Here is a 16,762-nt window from a genome sequence, read left to right as displayed (position 1 = left end):
CCAGAGGCCTGAAATCAATGGGTCTGGAGCCTACCGCGTTGATGTTATCGATTGAGATGTCTCCCGAGCCGATAGAAAGTTCAGCACGCTGACCGTTGACGAAAATGCCGACGGCATCATTGAAGCCTTGATTGACGTATTCAGGATATTCCTCCGACGAAAACATGATCTGCATCGTCAGGATTGAGCCCTCCGGGACGAACGTCGTCTCGAGAATGGACCCATCGAAGGTGTTCAAATTCGAAATCGCATTCAGGCGTGCGTTCCCGTCGACCCCTCCTTGGACATCGGTTCCGGTACCGACCTGCTGGTTCGCCTGCCCGCTGGCGTTCGTGAACGCGCTTGCGTTCCCGGTGGACAAAATTACGCCTGAATTTGCGCTCAAGACGCCCGGCGAAGTTGAAAGGCCATTCGAGAAAATGCCCTTCGACGCTGCGCCGCCCGAGTAGGTCGCCGAGGTAACTGTCACGCCTTTGCCGAACATCGTTTCTGCCATCTGCAGAGCAGTAGCATTCGTATTTACTGGCAGTTTTACTGCACTCACCATCTCGCGTCCCTCGCCCGGTGCATTCAACTTCGGATTGCGGATGGGATTGGCATGTTCGATCGGGAGCAGTCTACGGAGCGGTTAACGAAAACCTACCAGAACGCCCCAAAATTGTATAATTGCCACAGATATGTCGCGCTCATGCCCAGAATCTGGCCGCTTCGAAGATTGGCTTTGCATCCTTTGCCGAAGGTCTAGAGACGGAGCGGATCCAAGGGAGTCGGAGAATGTGGAAGTCACCCGTCGTATTCGAAGATGCATTGTCGCTCAGAATAGTGTCGATCCACGATGCGCAATCTGCTTCGGACTGGATGTGTCGTTCTAGGGACGTGCTAGCGAGCAGAGTTTTCGACGAATCCCTTGCAAAGTGCCTTGCCGGGAGTCACGCGAGCGTTTCCTCCGAAGTAGCGAGAGACGCTCTACTCAATGCTTTAGTCGGTGCCGGATACGCGGTCTGCTCTGCGGCAGACTGAAAGTCTGCCAAAACTGCGCGGATTTGAAACAAGTCAAAGACAGCTTTCTGCACATCATATGAACGTCCGCTTCCGGGAACGCCGCCGCGCAGCATTGGGGAGGGCCGACCGTCCGCAAAGGGCCGCATCTCAGATTCCGACCGGTGCTACCCGAATCTAGCACAGACGAACACCGATTTGATCGTCATTTCGGATCGTATTTTCGGGTTTGCTATCTGACGTCTTTACGCCCTCATGAAGTGCATCGATCAGAAGTTGCACGAGTCGTCTAGCCGAGGCGTTTCGCGGCGTGATGATCCCGATCTCGCGGAACACCGGCCCGCCCGGCAGGGGCAGCCGCACCGCGTCGACCCCGGTGGGCCATGGCGGTGCCCAATCGGGCAGGATCGATACGCCCAGCCCGTTGCTGACCATCACTGCGATCGCTTCGAGCTGGTCGAGTTCCAGCCATTCGCGGGGGCGGATATTGTGGCTTTGCAGCCATTTTTCGGCCAGCCGTCCGCCCCAGTTGTTCCGGTCGTACCGTATGAAGGGCTTGGTCGCCAACAAGGTCACCGGGTCTTCGTGGGCAAGGTCTGCGGGGGCCAACAGCATCAGCGGCTCCGCCCGTAGCGTTTGCCATTCGATGGTCTTCGGCATCTCGAATGGCGGCCGCACCAAAAGCGCCGCGTCGATATGGTTCTCGTTCAGCGCGCTGAAAAGCTGTGCGGATGTGCCGGGAAGGATGAAGACTTCCACTTGCGGAACCTCGTCCACCAGCTTGCGCAAGGCGCGCGGCAGAAGGCCCGTCAGCGCGGTGGAGATCGCGCCGATCCGCAATTCGCCGGACGCGGCGTCGGTGGTGGCCAGACTGCGCAGTTGCCGGATGTCGGAAATCACCCGCCGGCTTTGTTCGACGATCGCATGGCCGGCGGAGGTCGGCTGCACCGCACGCCCCGTTCGCGACAGAAGCGGCACGCCGAATTCGTCCTCCAGCGCCTGCATGCGTTGGGCGACGGCGGCAGGGGTCAGGCCCAGACGCCGTGCGGCTTCGGCCAACGACCCATGCTCTGCGACAAGCAGGAAGGTTTCCAGAAATCGTGTCTCCATCAATAGGAAAGCTATCGCTTGAATCAATAGAAAGCGACATTTTATTTGCCGTTTGAACCCGTAACCTTCCCAAAACGGGAGAAACGGAATGGATCTTGGTCTGGCAGGAAAAGGCGCTTTGGTTTTCGGCGGAGGGGGCGGCCTTGGCGGCGCCATCGCCCGCTCTCTCGCTGCCGAAGGCGCGCGAGTGGTGGTTGCCGATATCGACGAAGGCGCGGCGCAGAAAACGGCTGACGCGATTGCGCAGGCGGGCGGCGATGCCGTGGCGCTGGCATGGGACATCGCCGACCTGTCGGTGATCCCCGCACGGCTTGCGGCTTTGGGGCAGGTAGATGTTCTGATCAACAATACGGGCGGCCCGCCCCCGACCCCCGCGGCAGGTCAACCGCCCGAGGTCTGGTCGCAGCATTTCGACAGCATGGTCCGTTCGGTCATCGCGGTGACGGATGCCGTGCTGCCCGGGATGCGCGAACGCGCATGGGGGCGGATCGTCACTTCGACTTCGTCGGGCGTCGTCTCGCCGATCCCCAACCTCGGGATTTCCAACGCGCTGCGGCTGACGCTGGTCGGCTGGTCCAAGACGCTCGCGGCCGAGGTCGGGCGCGATGGCATCACCGCCAACATCGTCCTTCCGGGCCGCATCGCCACGGGGCGCATCACGTTTCTGGACGAACAGAAGGCCAAGCGCGAAGGCCGCAGCGTCGAGGATGTCTCGGCCGCCTCCACCGCGTCTATTCCCGTCGGGCGCTACGGCAATCCGCAGGAATACGGCGACACGGTCGCATTCATCGCATCCGCCCGCGCATCCTACATCACCGGGTCTGTCATCCGCATCGACGGCGGCCTGATCGCCAGCATCTGAAGAGGGAACAGCAATGACATATGACCAGACCACGATCGAGGCCCTGCGCGGCGTCTCCACCGCCACCCTGACCACGGTGCTGCTGAAGAAGGGTCTGCGCAATGTCTGGATCCGCGGCGCGATGCCGCTGGCCCCCGGCCTGCCGCGCATCGTCGGCCCCGCCTTCACGCTGCGCTTCGTCCCCGCGCGCGAAGATCTGGCGACGCCCGCCAGCTGGGGCTCGCCCATCTCCACCCGCGCGGCGATCGAGGCGATGCCCGAGGGCTGCGTGGTCATCGCAGACGCGATGGGTGTGACGGATGCGGGCATCTTCGGCGACATTCTGTGCGCGCGGATGGTGAAGAAGGGCTGCGGCGCGCTGATCACCGATGGCGTGGTGCGCGACATCACCGGCGTTCTGGGCAGTGGGCTACCCGTCTGGGCGCGCGGCACGGCGGCTCCGGCCTCTGTTGCGGGTCTGACCTTCGTGGGGTGGGAGGAAACCATAGGTTGCGGCGGCGTCTGCATCGTTCCGGGCGACATGATCGTGACAGATCAGGACGGCGCCGTGGTCATCCCGCAAGCCCTGGTCGCCGCCGTTCTGGACGAGGCGGTGGAGCAGGAACGCATGGAAGCATGGATCGTCACAGAGGTGGAGCGCGGCGAGAAGCTGCCCGGCCTATACCCGATGAACGATGATACGAAGGCCCGCTATGCCGCGTGGAAGGCGGAGCAATGACCTTCGGCACCCAAACCAAAGGCGTCTACCCCATCGCGGCGACACCCTTCACGCCCGATGGCGGGGTGGATTGGGACAGTCTCGACCGGCTGACCGATTTCTATCAGGACGCGGGGGCCACGGGGATCACCATCCTCGGCATTCTGGGCGAGGCGCAAAAGCTGGAGCCGGAGGAATCCCGCGAGATTGCGCGGCGCGTCGTCCGGCGGTCACGCGTGCCGGTGGTGGTCGGTGTCTCCAGCCCTGGCTTCGCTGCGATGCGGACGCTGGCGCGCGAAGCGATGGAGGCAGGCGCGGCGGGCGTGATGGTCGCCCCCGCCTCGCATCTGCGCAGCGACGAACAGATCGCCGCCTATTTTTCGCAGGCCGTGGACGCGATCGGCGCCGACGTGCCTTGGGCGCTTCAGGACTATCCGCTGACGCTGTCGGTGATCCTGTCCGTCCCGATGATCACGCGGATCATGGAGGCGCACCCGTCCTGCGTCATGCTCAAGGCCGAGGATTGGCCGGGGCTAGAAAAGATCAGCGCCCTGCGCAAACGTCAGGCCGAGGGACTGCGCGCGTTTTCCATCCTGACCGCGAACGGTGGCATGTTCCTCGACTTCGAGCCGGAGCGGGGGTCCGACGGTGCAATGACCGGATATGCCTTTCCCGACATGCTGGTCGATCTGGACCGGCTTCATCGGAGCGGCGAACGCGGCGCCGCGCATGACCTGTTCGACGCGCATCTGCCCCTGATCCGGTTCGAGCAGCAGCCGGGCGTCGGCCTCGCGATCCGAAAATACGTTCTGATGAAGCGCGGTGCCATCGCCTGCGACATCCAGCGCAAACCCGGCACCGCCCTGACGGCGCAGGGGCGGGCCGAGGTCGATTACCTTCTGGAGCGGTTGGCGCGGCGTGACCCGCGCCCCTGAGGCTACTCGGCGGCGCGCACCTGCTGATCGGGCAGGATGCATCCGCCGGCGATCAGCCCCTCGCGTACCCATGCGCGGTTGAGGCGGCCTTCGCGGATCGCGATGCGGGTGCGTTCCTCGGCGGCGCATTTCTCCTCGGCGGCGATCAGGATCGCTTCGGCATGGGCCAGCGGGATGCACAACACGCCGTCGGCATCGCCCATGATGATGTCGCCGGGTTGCACGACCATGCCGTCGATGGCGATGGGGCAATTGATCTCTCCCGGTCCGGTCTTGTAGGGGCCGCGATGGGTCACACCGGCTGCGAATATCGGCATTGCCCCCTGCCGGATCACGTCGGCATCCCTGATCGCCCCGTCCAAGACGAAGCCTGAGATCCCGCGCGAGGCGGCGTAGTTCATCATCATCTCTCCCATCAGGGAATTCGTCAGATCGCCGCCCGCATCCACGACGATGATGTCGCCTTCGCCCGAGATGTCCATCGCGTGATGGATCATCAGGTTGTCGCCGGGCCGCGTCTTGACCGTGACCGCAACGCCGATCATCGGGCTGCCGTCATGCATGGGCCGCAGCCGCGCCCCCCCCGCCGTCATGCGCGACATCACATCGCTGATATTGGCGACGGGGATCGGGCGGAACCGGTCCAGCAGATCTTGCGAGGCGGCGTCCGACCGCGGGTGAATTGCAAATCCGAACATCTTCTTTCCTTTCAATGCGTGAACGTGATGGAGACGGCGTCCAGCCCCGTCGCCGAAACCTCCAGCCTTTCGACGCGGCCAAGCGGAACGGGGCCGATCCGCGCGCCCGTGATGACGGTGCCGAGCGGATGCCCGCGCCGCCGTGCATGTTCCGCAAGCCAGTCCAACACCGGCAGGGTCGCGGGCAGTCCGGCATGGCGCTGCGGCAGATCCAGAGCGGTGCCGTCCAGCATCAGCGTGGCCTCGAGCGCGGCAAGGTCCAGCCCATTCGGGTCATGCGCGGGCCCGACGACCACCGCCGCATTGCCCTGCAGATCGGCGACCGAAGTGAAAACCGAAATCCCCTTCCGGTCGCGGAAACGGGACGAGATCAACTCCACCGCCAGATGGACCGAAACGATCCCGCCATCGTCCCCAAAGGTGAATGCGGTCTCCACCTCGATTTCGAATCCGTTGGCGGGCACTTGCAGCGTGACGCCCGATGCGTGGAAGGCCGAGGCGGGCAGGAGGGCGCAGCGCGGTTCGCCATCCGGCTTCGGTGCGACCTTCCAGCCGCCGCTGCGCCCGATCCGGCGCAGCGTCGCATCCTGCACGGCATAGGCCTGATCCAGATCCGCCGGTTCCAGCGTGGCTGGCAAGGCGATCAGTGGGCTGTCCGTCTGGCGCGAGTGCACCAGCAGCTCCGCCGTCTGCGAGGCGATGTCGGTCATGCGGGAATTTCCTTTCGACGGCTCCGCTCGCGTTCCTCGGCGGGGCGCGAGTCGAGGAGCTTTTGGGTATAGGGATGCTCGGGCCGCTCGAAGATGTCTTCTGTGCGGCCCGTCTCAACGATGCGCCCGCCCTGCATGACGGCGACGCGGTCGGCAAAGTCCTGCACGACCGGAAGGTCATGGGCGACGAACAGATAGGACAGCCCGTGATCCTGCCGCAGGCGTTTCAGAAGCTGAATGACCTGCGCCTGAACAGAGACGTCCAGCGCGGACACCGCCTCGTCGCAAATGATGATTTCGGGCTGCAGGGCAAGGGCGCGGGCGATGGCGATGCGCTGGCGCTGCCCGCCGGAAAACTGGTGCGGATAGCGATCGGCATGGTCTGGCGACAGGCCCACCTGTTCCAGCAGTTCGGCCACCCTGCCCCGCCACTGCGCGCGGGGCAGCACGCCCTTATGCACGGCCCACGGCTCCGCAATGATCCGGCGCACCGACATGCGCGGGTTGAGCGAGGCCGTCGGGTCTTGAAACACCACCTGGATGTTGCGGCGGATTTTCGACATTGCGCGGTTGTCGCCCGACAGCATCGTCTGGCCGCGATACAGAACCTCGCCCTGCGACGGCGTGGTCAGGCCCAGCAGCGTGTTGACCAGCGTGGATTTGCCCGACCCGCTTTCCCCGACGATGCCCAGAACCTCACCCTTAGTCAGCGTCAGGCTCACATCGTTCAGCGCGCGGATTTCCCGGCCCGTCAACGTATGCATTATGCCGGACGTGACGCCATAGAACTTCGAGAGGTTCTTCACCTCCAGCAGCGTCTCGGTCTTTGCGCGGTCCTCTCGCGCGGCGAAACCGTGGCGGCCCGGAACCGCGTCCAAAAGCTGGCGGGTATAGGGGCGTTCGGGCGCGGTAAGCACGCGGGATAGCGCGCCTTGTTCGACCACCTCGCCCCGCCGCATGACGATGACGCGGTCGGCCACCTCGGTCACGACGCCAAGGTCGTGGGTGATCATCAGAATACCCATGCCGGTTTCGGCCTGAAGCGTCTTCAGCAGCTTCAGGATTTCCGCCTGCACCGTCACATCGAGCGCCGAGGTCGGCTCGTCCGCGATCAGGACGTCCGGCTGCATCGCGATGGCGGCGGCGAGCATCACCCGCTGGCGCTGCCCGCCGGAGAATTGGTGCGGGTATTCGTGAAAGCGCCGTTCGGGTTCGGGGATCGCCACGCGGTCCAACAGAGCGACAGCGCGCTTCCGCGCCTCGGTTGGCGGGACGCCGTGGACGATCATGCTTTCGGTGATCTGGCTGCCCACGGAATAGACCGGGTTCAGCGCCGCCAGCGGGTCCTGGAAGATCATAGCGATCCGCTTGCCGTTCACCTGCCGTCGCTCTGCCAAGGTCAGGTTCAGCATGTCCCGCCCGTCGAAGGTGATGCTGCCGGAATGGATCTCCCCCGGCGGCATGTCGATCAGACCCATGATGGCCGAGGCCGACACCGACTTGCCCGATCCGCTTTCGCCAAGGATGGCCAGCGTCTCGCCCCGATCCAGATGCCAGCTGACATTCTGGACGGCATCGACAACGCCAGCACGTGTATGGAATCGGACGCCGAGGTCACGGACTTCGAGAAGATGGCTGCTCATTTCGCCCTCCATTCAAGACGCCAGCGTTGTGCGGGATCGGTCGCGGTGCGGACCCAGTTGGCCAGCAGGTTCGCGGATATCGCCGTGAGCGAAATCGCCACCCCCGGCCAGAACGACAGCCACCAAGCGGATGCGAGGTATCCCCGCCCTTCGGCCACCATCAGGCCCCATGTGACGGCGGGGGCCTGCACCCCGAGGCCGAGGAAGGACAGCGAGCTTTCCGACAGCATCACCGCCGAGAATTCCAGCGTCGCCAGCGTCATCAGTGTCGGGATCACGTTGGGCAGGATGTGGATGAAGATCATCCGCGCATGGGACGCGCCAAGCGCGCGGGCGGCGGTCACGAACTGTCGCTCGCGGATCTCCATCACCTCGGCGCGACAGGTGCGCAGGTAGACGGCAAGGCGGCTGATCGCCAGCACGATCACCACGTTGGACACGGATGGCGACAGCACGAACAGCACGATCAGCGCCAGCAGAAGCGAGGGGAACGACATCAGGATGTCCGCACCGCGCACGATCACGGTTTCGACCCGCCCGCGGCAATAGCCCGCCAGTAGCCCCAACACCGTCCCCGCCACCAAGGATATCAGCACCGCCGACACCGCGATCATCAGCGTGTAGCGGCTGGCGATCACCAGACGCGCCAGAACCGCACGCCCCAGATTGTCGGCTCCGAGGAGGTAGACCCAGCCGCGTTCCCATTCGAACGGGGGGGCATTGCGGCCGCGCAGGTTCATCGTCATCGCACCGTCCGGCAAAAGCGCTGGGCCGAACAAGGCGGCAGCCGTCACCAGCAGCAGGAACAGTGCGCTCACGAATGCGAACTTGTCGCGCCACAGCATCATGAAGCTTTCGGCCACGGCGCTTTCGGGGCGCAGGGGGGCGGTTTGTGTCATATCGCTCATCAGCCGTGCCTCACGCGCGGGTCGAGCATCGAGTAGAGAAGGTCGATGCCGATATTGAGGATGAAGATCGCGATGGCGGTGATCATCACCGCCGCCTGGATCACTGCAAAATCGCGGAACATGATCGCGTCGATCAGCAGCTTGCCGATGCCGGGAAAGCCGAAGATGGTCTCGGCGATCACGGCGCCGTTGATCATTCCGGCGGCCTGATCGCCCGCCACCGTGATGATCGGCAGCATGGCGTTGCGCAGAGCGTGAACGAAAATCACCGCTCGTTCCCGCACCCCCCGCGCCCGTGCCGTCTTGACATAGGGTGAGGCGAAGGCGGCCAGCATAGAAGACCGCACCACCTGCACCAGCACGCCGCAGGGCCGGATGAACAGCACCGCCACCGGCAGAATCCAGTGCCACGGCGTCCCCGTGCCCGAGGTCGGTAGCACCCGCATCCAGACCGAGAACACCAGCACCCCGACGATGGCGATCCAGAAGTTCGGGATGGACGCCCCGGTCAACGAAATCAGGCTGGCGATCCGGTCGAACACCCCGCCCGGATGCCACGCCGCGACCGATCCGGTGACGATCGCGATGGTCAGCGAAATCGTCATCGCCCAGAAGGACAGCAGCAGCGTGGTCGGAAAGGCCGCCAGCACATAGTCGAGCGCTGGCGTGCCGTCCCGTAGCGATTCACCGAAATCGAGCCGCAGCAGGTCCATCAGATAGGCCCCGAACTGCACGATCACCGGCTGATCGAACCCGTGGCGGGCGGCATATTCGTCGCGGATCGCCTGCGGCGTATCGGCGGGCAGGAACAGATCCGCGGGATTGCCCGTCAGCCGCGCAAGGAAGAAGACGAGAACGATTAGCCCGAGCAGTGAAATCGCGCTCTGGATCGTTCGCTGGCGAAGGTAGAACCCCATCGGATCGCCCTTTCCCTAATTGGTGCCGCTGAACTTGATCTTCGACAGTTCCATCATCGTGCTGGTCACGGCATCCGGCTTGAAATCCAGACGCGGCGAGATGCGCATGTAGTTGACCATGTGGAACATCATCACGTCTGGCACGACGCTTTCGCTGCTATAGGCGTTGGCATCCTGAAACAGCTTGGTGCGCTCCTCGCCCTGCGCGGCGTCGGCGGCGTCGATCAGACGGTCGAGTTCGGGATCGCCGAATTCCGACTGCTGGCCGGTGGAATGATACCGGAAATGCATGGTGAAGGTCGCGTCGCCCGAATTGTTGTCGTGCTGTTCCTGGATCAGCATCGGCGGGCGATCTTCGCCATATGGCTTGTTCACCAGCTTCAGCCATTGCGCGCGTTCCATCGTCTGCAGACGCACGTTCAGACCCACGGCCTGCCACATGGCAACCATCGCCTCCATCGCTTCCTGCCCGTTGGGATAGAAGTTGATGCGGGAAATCACGGGGATCTCGATGTCCAGCGGCACGCCGTCGGCGCGGGCTTCCTCCAGCAGCTTCATCGCGCCTTCGGGATCGTATGCCCAAGGCTGCAGATCAGGATTGTAGCCGTTGATGCGCGGCAGATACATCTGCGTCGCCAAAACGTAATCGGCGTTGAATAGACCATCGCGCAGCGCCTCGCGGTCCACGGCCATGTTCATGGCGCGGCGCACGCGGATGTCGTCCAGCGGCGCGGCGAAGCTAAAGCGCAGGCGCGTCGTCTCGCCGTTCTGATAGGCGATGTCGGTTTCGGGGTTCGTCGCATCCTGAATGGCGATGTTCAGGCCGATGTCGGCCTCGCCCACCTCGACCATCGCGGCGCGGATCGTGCTTTCGTCACGGCGCAGATAGGTGGCCTGCGAAACCTCGGGTGCTTCGCCCCAATAGGCATCCTGCCGCACTAGAACCGTCGGATCGTTAGGCCCGCGCGGCGTCACCGTGAAGGGTCCGGTGCCGACGGGGGTGCTGGTCGGGCGGTCCATCTCGGTCTTGGGGGATTCGATGGTCAGAAAACTCATGAACAGTGGCATCAAGGGTTGGGGCTGTTCGGTCGATATATCGATTGTATGGTCATCGACGATCTTCGGCGTCAGGCGGATGTTGGCGAACAGCTTGCCACGGTTCAGACAGTCCAGCGCGGGATTAAACATCCGCTCGATCGAGCGTTCCACCGAAGCCGCGTCGAACGGGCTGCCGTCGGTAAAATTCACGCCTTCGCGCAGCGTGACGCGCCAGACGGTCGGCTCCACCTGCTCCCACGCGGTGGCGAGGCGGGGCTGCGGCTCTCCGGTGACCTCGTCCAGATGCGTCAGCGCTTCGACCACGTTTTCGCGGACGATCAGCCCGACCTCGGACGATGAATTGCAGCTGTCGATATTGTCGAAAGCATAGGGGGTCACGATGGTGATCACCCTGTCGTCCTGCTGCGCGAACGCCGGCATCGAAACGCTTGCCAGCAGCAGTGCGGCAAGATGGAATCCTGCTGTCGGTTTCATCTTCTCTCCTCCCCGAGATCGAATATCCCGGTGGCAGGACGCCAGCGGGTCAAGTGTAGAAATCCGTTGCGGTGACATGCGGGCAGATCCCTCCCAAGACCTTCGCATCCGTATGATTTAGAGTAGCAACGGATTTTCGTTTTTGACCAATACAGAATATCCCCACACCTATTGAATTAATGTATGGATGGGTATGAGCTGGCTTGATCTGCGTCGTCTTGGCTACTTCCGCGCGATCCTTGAAGAAGGATCGCTTTCGGCTGCCGCACGGCGATTGTCGGTGCCGCAACCTGCGCTGTCCTATCACCTGAAAGAGCTTGAAGCCGACTTCGGTGCTCCGCTGGTCACGCGGTCGCGGACGGGGGTCGTCGCGACCGAGGGCGGGCAGCTTCTGCTGGACCACGCGGTCGTTATCCTTGCGCAGGTCGCGCGCGCCGAAGAGGAACTGCGCCGCATACGCGCCCGCGGCACGTTCGACGCGAAGGTGTTGCGGATTTCCGCAATTCCATCGCTGGCCACGGCCCTGACGCCGGAACTGCTGCAACGGTCAAGCGAGCTGCGTTTCCTTTCGGGGCTTTATGTGATCGAGACCAACACCAAGGAAAGCCGCGAGATGTTGCGTTCGGGCGAGATCGATCTGGCCATCGTCATCGCGGATGACGACACGCCGCCCTCGAAATGGCTGGGGGCCGAGAACATGCTTTTCTGCATGTCCGCCGATCACCCCGACACCGCCATCGAACCCGTGACGCTCCTCGAGGCTCTGAGCGAGCCCTTAATGCTGCCAAGGGTCGGCAAGCCTGTTCGGGTTCTTGTTGACAAGCTGGCTGCACAGATCGGAGCGCACGTGCAGGTGGTTCACGAGATCGATGGGCCGAACCCGCGAAAACAGGCGATGATGGCAGGGCTGGGTCGGACGTTCCTGCCATGGATCGCGGTCAGGGACGAGGTGGCCGCGGGTTCCATCCGCGTCCGCGATGTCATCAACCCGCCGCTGTTCCGGCATGTCGCGTTGGAGCATGGCGACCGCCTGCCGCCGGATGAGCTTGGTGCGATTTCCGTATTGCTTCGCGATATTGTCGGTCGAATCATCCGCTAGACGTTTGCCTTGACTGACCTGGCATTATTGTGGGGCTGTTTCGGTTCACCGTATCGTAGCTTGATGGCGGCGCTGACGCAAAGCCAAGCCATTCTACCGGAATGTGTTTTCCTGCCAGACCATTGCAGCGCGTTGCGCTGCACTGCCGACAAATGTCCGCTTTGAGGAAAGCTGCAATGCAGCATCGGCGAGGCACGAGCGTCCGCAAAGGGCCGCCCCCGCTTTGAATCGCCCTTTCGCCCGGATATTTTGATGTTGTCACGCCTCGCTTTCTGCTTTGTTAGACCGAGCTTAGCCACGCTACTACATCGGCCGCATCTGTCACATCCGCGTACTTCTGCTGCATGTCGTAAAGGTTCGCGTCATGCGGCGCCTGCGCGCGGTCGGCGCAGCAGTCGCGCGGCACCAGCACATTGAACCCAGACTGCACCGCATCGACCACCGTCGCCCGGACGCAGCCCGAGGTTGTGGCACCAGTCACCACCAGCGTATCAACCCCCGCCCCCGCCAGAAGTGCTGCCAACGTGGATCCGAAAAACGACGATGCGCCCTTCTTCGTCACGATCGCGTCGCCCGGTTGGATGCCGGTGGCCGCGTCGATCTGGACAAGGCGCGTCCCCTCGATCAGCGCCGCCATCCCCGTGGCCTTCTTCAGCCAAGGCAGCTTGTCCACCTCGCCGGGGTGATAGGCGATGGTGGTGAAGATCACCGGGAAACCCTTGTCCCGCGCAAGGTCGCAAATCTCCTTGGTGCGGGCCATCTGCGCCGCCGCATCGGATGCGGTGGGATATCGCAGGTCGGTGAAGCCGTAGCTGAAATCGACCACGACCACACCCGGACGCGTTCCCCGCGGAACGGCGCGGCCAAAGCCCGCGCCGTCATAGACGGTTTCCTGCGTCATCAGTTGCGGTCCATCTGGATTTCCTTGACCACGATGTCGCCGTCGATCACGACCGCCGCATCGTCGAGGAACAGCGAACAGCCGCGCATCGGGATGTCCAGATGGCAGGCGGTGTCGTTCGGCCCGCCCAGCTCGTTGTTCGGCCCGGTGGAGAACATGACGTTGCCGTAGAAGCTGCGCGGCTCCATGCCCATGCCGCCCTCGAAGGTGCCGGGGACGAAGTTGTGCCATTTCGCGTTGGGGTTCATGCCCCAGCCCACATGGCTCATCCCGAAGCCGCGCTTGTCGTTGAAGGACGCCATGTATTCCTTGACGATCTGCGCCTCCAGCCCGCCGCGGATGTCGGTGATCCAGCCCTTCTCGATCGTATAGGTGATCGGCTCGCGCACCATCAGGTTCTGCGGCAGCAGGATGTCGCCGGGGGCCACGACGATCTGCCCGTCCACGCCGTCGTCATCCCCGCCGGTGAAGACGAAGCCCGACGGCCAGTGGTCCCAGCGGCCGGGCGTGTCGGTGCAGGCATATTCCGCCACCGTTTCATAGGTGTTCAGCTTGTAGGTCACGTTCGTCCCGTGCGGCGAGGTGATACGCATCACCTTGGCACGTTCCAGCATGTCGGCAGCAATGGTGACCTTCTCGCGTAGCTCGGGGTAAGGCAGCATGCGGGCCAGCAGCTCGGGCGGTTCCACCGCCGTCAGGATGCGGGTGCCGGCGGCCTGAATCGCGAACTGTTCGGGGGAGAACAGCAGGAAGATGCAGTCGATCAGCATGTCGCAGTTCTTCAGCGCCTCGACCGCGTCAGGCATCGCGGCCAGACCCGTGACACCCACCGACCATTCGGCCGAGGGCAGCGGCGCGGGAAGGCGCATGTGATACATCTGCGCGCCCAGACGTTGACCCGCCGCCATGAACGCATCGGCATAGGCCAGACGGTCATTGCCTTGGGTCAGCACGACCAGACGTTCGCCATTGCGCACGCCCGACATTTTCAACTGGTGAAGGCAGATTTCGGTAAAGCTGGTGTGATCCATGGTCTACTTCCCTGTTTTGAAATCGGTGACTGCCGCAAGGAAACCTTCAAGGTCATCCCACGGGATCATATGGCCCGCCTTTTCGACGGTCTTTACTTCGATATGCGGGGCGAGGGTCTGGATCTCGGCCACGTCCTCGTCACCGATCACCGGGGCGCCCCCGGCCACGACCAGCCGCATCGGCAGGCTGATCTGCGGCAGGTCGGCATGGATGTCATCGACATGGAATCCGTCGAAAGCCGTCTTGATCGCGCCCCAATGGCAGGTGTGCAGCCATTCGGCGCGCAGGGCGACCTGTTCATCCGTCCATGTCGGGCAGAACTTGCGCATATCGTCGGGGGAACACCCCTTTTGCGCCATGCGGATGGAATCGCCATACCACGGCCATTGCGACGGATAGGCCCGACGCCCCGGACCCGAAACCGGCGGATCGACCAGCAGCAGCCCCGCAAACGGGGCGGGGTTCTTGCGCGCCGCACGGATCGCAATCCGTGCGCCCATGGAATGGCCCAGCACGATCGGGCTGTTCATGGTCTGCGCGATGGCGATCGCATCGTCCGCCATTGCGTCCAGCGAGTAATCCAGATCGCCAGCCTCGCTCAACCCCCGACCGCGCACGTCCAACACATGCACATCATGGGTTTCAGCCAGCCGTTCCGCCACGAACCCCCAAGTAATCGCGGGCGAGGTGATGCCCGGGATCAGCAACAGTTCCGGCCCGTTCCCCGCGTAGTGCAGCAGGTGCTGGCGGATGCCGTTGGCGTGTATGTTATACCCGCGCATCAATAGGCCCCCGACAACAGCGCACCGCCACCCGGCACGCGGGTCGAAAGGTTCAGCGCGTTCAGCATCTGCCACGTCGTTGCAATCGCGGCAGTCACGACAGGCTTGCCCGTCAGCGCCTCGACCGTCTGCACGGCTTGCAGCGACGGCATCTGGACGCAAGCCGACAGCACGATCACATCGGCATCCGCCACATCCATGCTGGCGATGATGCCCGGCAGGTTCGCGGTGTCATGCGCGGCCACCGCAAGGTTGTCCTGAATTTCCAGCGCGCGGCTGTCCACGACCTCGAACCCCTCGGCGGCGATGTAATCGAACACCATCTGCGCCAGCGGCTTCATATAAGGGGCGACGACGGCGATCTTCTTGGCCTTCATCGCGGTTAGCGCCTCGATCAGCGCACCGGCCGAGTTTACGACAGCGCCGTCCGACCCGTTCCCGCGCACGACGCCCGTCAGGCGTTCCTGCGACTGGCGGTGATAGCCAAGGCCCATCGACATGATCGCGACCAGACAGGCATAGCCCATCACGTCCACCTTGGCATCCGAAAGCTCCAACGCGCAACGGTCGGAATTTGCGTCCATCGACGACAGCTCTTCCTTGGTCACATGCTTCATCCGCATGCGGGCCGAATGGAAGGTGAACCGTTCGGGCGCGATCAGCTCCCGCGCCTTCAGCAGCGCAGGGATCTCGGTTTCCATGGTGATGTTGGAGCTCGGGACGATCTGTCCGATGCGAATGCTCATGCTGCAAGCTTTCTGCTGAAATTGCGCGGGTCATAGTCGTAGACCCAGTCGGTGTTGATGCCCGTGGTGCGCGGGTCCTCTTTGGCAAGGCGCGCATATTCCTCGTCGCGTCGGGCCATCTCTTCCTCGGTGGGCAGGTGATAGGTCCGTCCCCGCTCCCGCGCCTCAAGCTGGACACGGGCGGTGCGGGGCTGGCGCTCCGCCTCATAGGCGGCAAGGGCGTCGCCGAGGTCACGGTGCATGGCCAGCGCCTCGGCAAGAACATAGGCGTCCTCGATCGCCATGGCCGCACCTTGGGACAGGAAGGGCAGCATCGGGTGGCACGCATCGCCCAGCAGGGTGACGTTGCCCTTTGACCATGTGTCCATCGGGTCGCGGTCGAACAGGCCCCAGTTGAAGGTTTCGGTCACCCCCTCAAACAGCTTTTGCAGGTCGGGATGCCAGCCTTCGAAATCGCGCAACATCTCGTCTGCCGAGGCGCGGGTGCTCCAGCTTTCGGTAACCCATTCCTGTGCCTCGGTCACGGCGACGATGTTCACCGCCCGACCGCCTTTTACGTAATAGGTGACAACATGCGCCTTCGGGCCCATCCAGAAGGCGCTTTCGGGGGCGACGTAATCCACCACCCCGCCTGTCGGCACCAGCGCGCGGTAACATTGGTGGCCCGTCCAGCGCAGGCCACCTTCACCGAAGAGCTGGCTGCGGACGACCGACCGCACGCCATCCGCGCCGATGATCAGATCCGCATCGATTTGGCTGCCGTCGGCAAAGCTGGCCCGTGCACCCCCGGCGGTCTGTTCGATCCCCGTGCAGCGCATGTTAAAGCGGCAGTTTTCGGACGGCAGGTCTGAAATCAGGATATCCAGCAGGTCCGCGCGGTGGACGTGGATGAAAGGGGCATCGTAATGGGCACGGAATTCTGGACCAAGGTCGATGCGGAAATTCTGCCGCCCGCTTTGCCAGTGACGCCCCGTGACCGCCTTGGGGTAGAAGGCGTTGGCGAACAGTTTATCCGCCAGCCCCAGCCCCACGATGGCCTTGACCGCGTTGGGGGTGATCTGGACGCCCGCGCCCACCTCACCAAAGGCGGGGGCTTGTTCGAAGATCGTAACGTCGAACCCTTTGCGCAGCAGGGCATGGGCGGTTGCGGCGCCGCCGATCCCGCCGCCGATGATTGCGATTTTCATGTG

At 63.5% G+C, this 16,762-nt stretch carries 17 protein-coding genes; 4 read left to right on the top strand and 13 right to left on the bottom strand.

Translation table 11 applies throughout. The features are described from left to right. The coding region (locus E2K76_RS16360; RefSeq protein WP_181952914.1) for a choice-of-anchor L domain-containing protein at positions 1-547 on the bottom strand (547 nt) is incomplete at its 3' end. Between the two features lie 629 nt (positions 548-1,176). After that, entirely contained in the window at positions 1,177-2,109 is a 933-nt protein-coding gene (locus E2K76_RS16355; RefSeq protein ID WP_136685526.1) for a LysR family transcriptional regulator, read from the bottom strand. Positions 2,110-2,197: 88 nt separating this feature from the next. Here E2K76_RS16355 and E2K76_RS16350 point away from each other — a divergent pair, with 88 nt between their 5' ends. The 3 genes from E2K76_RS16350 to E2K76_RS16340 are packed head-to-tail and all read left to right on the top strand — an operon-like array spanning position 2,198 to position 4,603. Then, a complete protein-coding gene (locus E2K76_RS16350) occupies positions 2,198-2,971 on the top strand; it encodes an SDR family oxidoreductase (RefSeq protein ID WP_136685525.1) in 774 nt (257 codons plus the stop codon). A gap of 13 nt (positions 2,972-2,984) precedes the next feature. Then, positions 2,985-3,689: a ribonuclease activity regulator RraA gene (locus E2K76_RS16345; RefSeq protein WP_136685524.1), complete on the top strand. Its 705-nt coding sequence runs from the start codon at positions 2,985-2,987 to the stop codon at positions 3,687-3,689. Then, on the top strand, positions 3,686-4,603 hold the full coding sequence (locus E2K76_RS16340; RefSeq protein WP_136685523.1) for a dihydrodipicolinate synthase family protein: 918 nt from the start codon (positions 3,686-3,688) through the stop codon (positions 4,601-4,603). Before E2K76_RS16345 ends, E2K76_RS16340 begins: the two co-directional genes overlap by 4 nt. Before the next feature lie 2 nt (positions 4,604-4,605). Here the strand turns inward: E2K76_RS16340 and E2K76_RS16335 are convergent, their stop codons facing one another. From E2K76_RS16335 to E2K76_RS16310, 6 genes are read right to left on the bottom strand one after another with little or no spacing between them, the layout of a single operon-like run. Further along, on the bottom strand, positions 4,606-5,301 hold the full coding sequence (locus tag E2K76_RS16335; RefSeq protein ID WP_136685522.1) for an RraA family protein: 696 nt from the start codon (positions 5,299-5,301) through the stop codon (positions 4,606-4,608). An 11-nt stretch (positions 5,302-5,312) separates the two neighbouring features. Beyond that, complete coding sequence (locus E2K76_RS16330; protein ID WP_136685521.1) at positions 5,313-6,011, bottom strand: hypothetical protein; 699 nt, start codon at positions 6,009-6,011, stop codon at positions 5,313-5,315. After that, on the bottom strand, positions 6,008-7,654 hold the full coding sequence (locus E2K76_RS16325) for an ABC transporter ATP-binding protein (RefSeq protein ID WP_136685520.1): 1,647 nt from the start codon (positions 7,652-7,654) through the stop codon (positions 6,008-6,010). Before E2K76_RS16325 ends, E2K76_RS16330 begins: the two co-directional genes overlap by 4 nt. Continuing rightward, positions 7,651-8,562 carry an ABC transporter permease gene (locus E2K76_RS16320; RefSeq protein WP_169053353.1) on the bottom strand — a complete coding sequence of 304 codons (912 nt, stop codon included), beginning with the start codon at positions 8,560-8,562 and terminating at the stop codon, positions 7,651-7,653. The genes E2K76_RS16325 and E2K76_RS16320 overlap by 4 nt, the downstream gene beginning before the upstream one ends. Further along, a complete protein-coding gene (locus E2K76_RS16315; RefSeq protein ID WP_136685519.1) occupies positions 8,562-9,479 on the bottom strand; it encodes an ABC transporter permease in 918 nt (305 codons plus the stop codon). Before E2K76_RS16315 ends, E2K76_RS16320 begins: the two co-directional genes overlap by 1 nt. 15 nt (positions 9,480-9,494) lie before the next feature. Continuing rightward, a complete protein-coding gene (locus tag E2K76_RS16310) occupies positions 9,495-11,012 on the bottom strand; it encodes an ABC transporter substrate-binding protein (protein WP_169053352.1) in 1,518 nt (505 codons plus the stop codon). A 193-nt stretch (positions 11,013-11,205) separates the two neighbouring features. On the opposite strand from E2K76_RS16310, the gene E2K76_RS16305 reads away from it, so the two are divergent. Beyond that, positions 11,206-12,111 (top strand): LysR family transcriptional regulator, encoded by a 906-nt coding sequence (locus tag E2K76_RS16305; protein ID WP_169053351.1) that lies wholly within the window; start codon positions 11,206-11,208, stop codon positions 12,109-12,111. Between the two features lie 280 nt (positions 12,112-12,391). Here E2K76_RS16305 and E2K76_RS16300 read toward each other — a convergent pair whose 3' ends face one another. Genes E2K76_RS16300 through E2K76_RS16280 form a run of 5 tightly spaced genes read right to left on the bottom strand, consistent with a single transcriptional unit; the run spans position 12,392 to position 16,759 of the window. Continuing rightward, positions 12,392-13,012: an isochorismatase family protein gene (locus E2K76_RS16300; protein WP_136685516.1), complete on the bottom strand. Its 621-nt coding sequence runs from the start codon at positions 13,010-13,012 to the stop codon at positions 12,392-12,394. After that, positions 13,012-14,043: a leucyl aminopeptidase gene (locus E2K76_RS16295; RefSeq protein WP_136685515.1), complete on the bottom strand. Its 1,032-nt coding sequence runs from the start codon at positions 14,041-14,043 to the stop codon at positions 13,012-13,014. The genes E2K76_RS16300 and E2K76_RS16295 overlap by 1 nt, the downstream gene beginning before the upstream one ends. Positions 14,044-14,046: 3 nt before the next feature. Beyond that, positions 14,047-14,826, bottom strand: a complete 780-nt coding sequence (locus E2K76_RS16290; protein ID WP_136685514.1) for an alpha/beta fold hydrolase — start codon at positions 14,824-14,826, stop codon at positions 14,047-14,049. After that, on the bottom strand, positions 14,826-15,572 hold the full coding sequence (locus E2K76_RS16285; protein WP_449265780.1) for a maleate cis-trans isomerase family protein: 747 nt from the start codon (positions 15,570-15,572) through the stop codon (positions 14,826-14,828). The genes E2K76_RS16290 and E2K76_RS16285 overlap by 1 nt, the downstream gene beginning before the upstream one ends. Beyond that, entirely contained in the window at positions 15,569-16,759 is a 1,191-nt protein-coding gene (locus tag E2K76_RS16280; protein ID WP_136685513.1) for an FAD-dependent oxidoreductase, read from the bottom strand. The genes E2K76_RS16285 and E2K76_RS16280 overlap by 4 nt, the downstream gene beginning before the upstream one ends. Positions 16,760-16,762: the final 3 nt, after the last annotated feature.

Source organism: Falsirhodobacter xinxiangensis (assembly GCF_004959935.1).
Lineage (GTDB): Bacteria > Pseudomonadota > Alphaproteobacteria > Rhodobacterales > Rhodobacteraceae > Falsirhodobacter > Falsirhodobacter xinxiangensis.
The sequence above is the reverse complement of the archived record's forward strand: the minus strand, read 5'-3'. Positions and strand labels throughout refer to the sequence as shown.

Bases quoted from the DNA above. Each gene is read 5' to 3' on its own strand.
- E2K76_RS16295 (WP_136685515.1), bottom strand. From the start codon at position 14,043: ATGGATCACACCAGCTTTACCGAAATCTGCCTTCACCAGTTGAAAATG.
- E2K76_RS16325 (WP_136685520.1), bottom strand. From the start codon at position 7,654: ATGAGCAGCCATCTTCTCGAAGTCCGTGACCTCGGCGTCCGATTCCAT.
- E2K76_RS16355 (WP_136685526.1), bottom strand. From the start codon at position 2,109: ATGGAGACACGATTTCTGGAAACCTTCCTGCTTGTCGCAGAGCATGGG.
- E2K76_RS16315 (WP_136685519.1), bottom strand. From the start codon at position 9,479: ATGGGGTTCTACCTTCGCCAGCGAACGATCCAGAGCGCGATTTCACTG.
- E2K76_RS16350 (WP_136685525.1), top strand. From the start codon at position 2,198: ATGGATCTTGGTCTGGCAGGAAAAGGCGCTTTGGTTTTCGGCGGAGGG.
- E2K76_RS16335 (WP_136685522.1), bottom strand. From the start codon at position 5,301: ATGTTCGGATTTGCAATTCACCCGCGGTCGGACGCCGCCTCGCAAGAT.
- E2K76_RS16305 (WP_169053351.1), top strand. From the start codon at position 11,206: ATGAGCTGGCTTGATCTGCGTCGTCTTGGCTACTTCCGCGCGATCCTT.
- E2K76_RS16280 (WP_136685513.1), bottom strand. From the start codon at position 16,759: ATGAAAATCGCAATCATCGGCGGCGGGATCGGCGGCGCCGCAACCGCC.
- E2K76_RS16285 (WP_449265780.1), bottom strand. From the start codon at position 15,572: ATGAGCATTCGCATCGGACAGATCGTCCCGAGCTCCAACATCACCATG.
- E2K76_RS16300 (WP_136685516.1), bottom strand. From the start codon at position 13,012: ATGACGCAGGAAACCGTCTATGACGGCGCGGGCTTTGGCCGCGCCGTT.
- E2K76_RS16330 (WP_136685521.1), bottom strand. From the start codon at position 6,011: ATGACCGACATCGCCTCGCAGACGGCGGAGCTGCTGGTGCACTCGCGC.
- E2K76_RS16290 (WP_136685514.1), bottom strand. From the start codon at position 14,826: ATGCGCGGGTATAACATACACGCCAACGGCATCCGCCAGCACCTGCTG.
- E2K76_RS16340 (WP_136685523.1), top strand. From the start codon at position 3,686: ATGACCTTCGGCACCCAAACCAAAGGCGTCTACCCCATCGCGGCGACA.
- E2K76_RS16310 (WP_169053352.1), bottom strand. From the start codon at position 11,012: ATGAAACCGACAGCAGGATTCCATCTTGCCGCACTGCTGCTGGCAAGC.
- E2K76_RS16345 (WP_136685524.1), top strand. From the start codon at position 2,985: ATGACATATGACCAGACCACGATCGAGGCCCTGCGCGGCGTCTCCACC.
- E2K76_RS16320 (WP_169053353.1), bottom strand. From the start codon at position 8,562: ATGAGCGATATGACACAAACCGCCCCCCTGCGCCCCGAAAGCGCCGTG.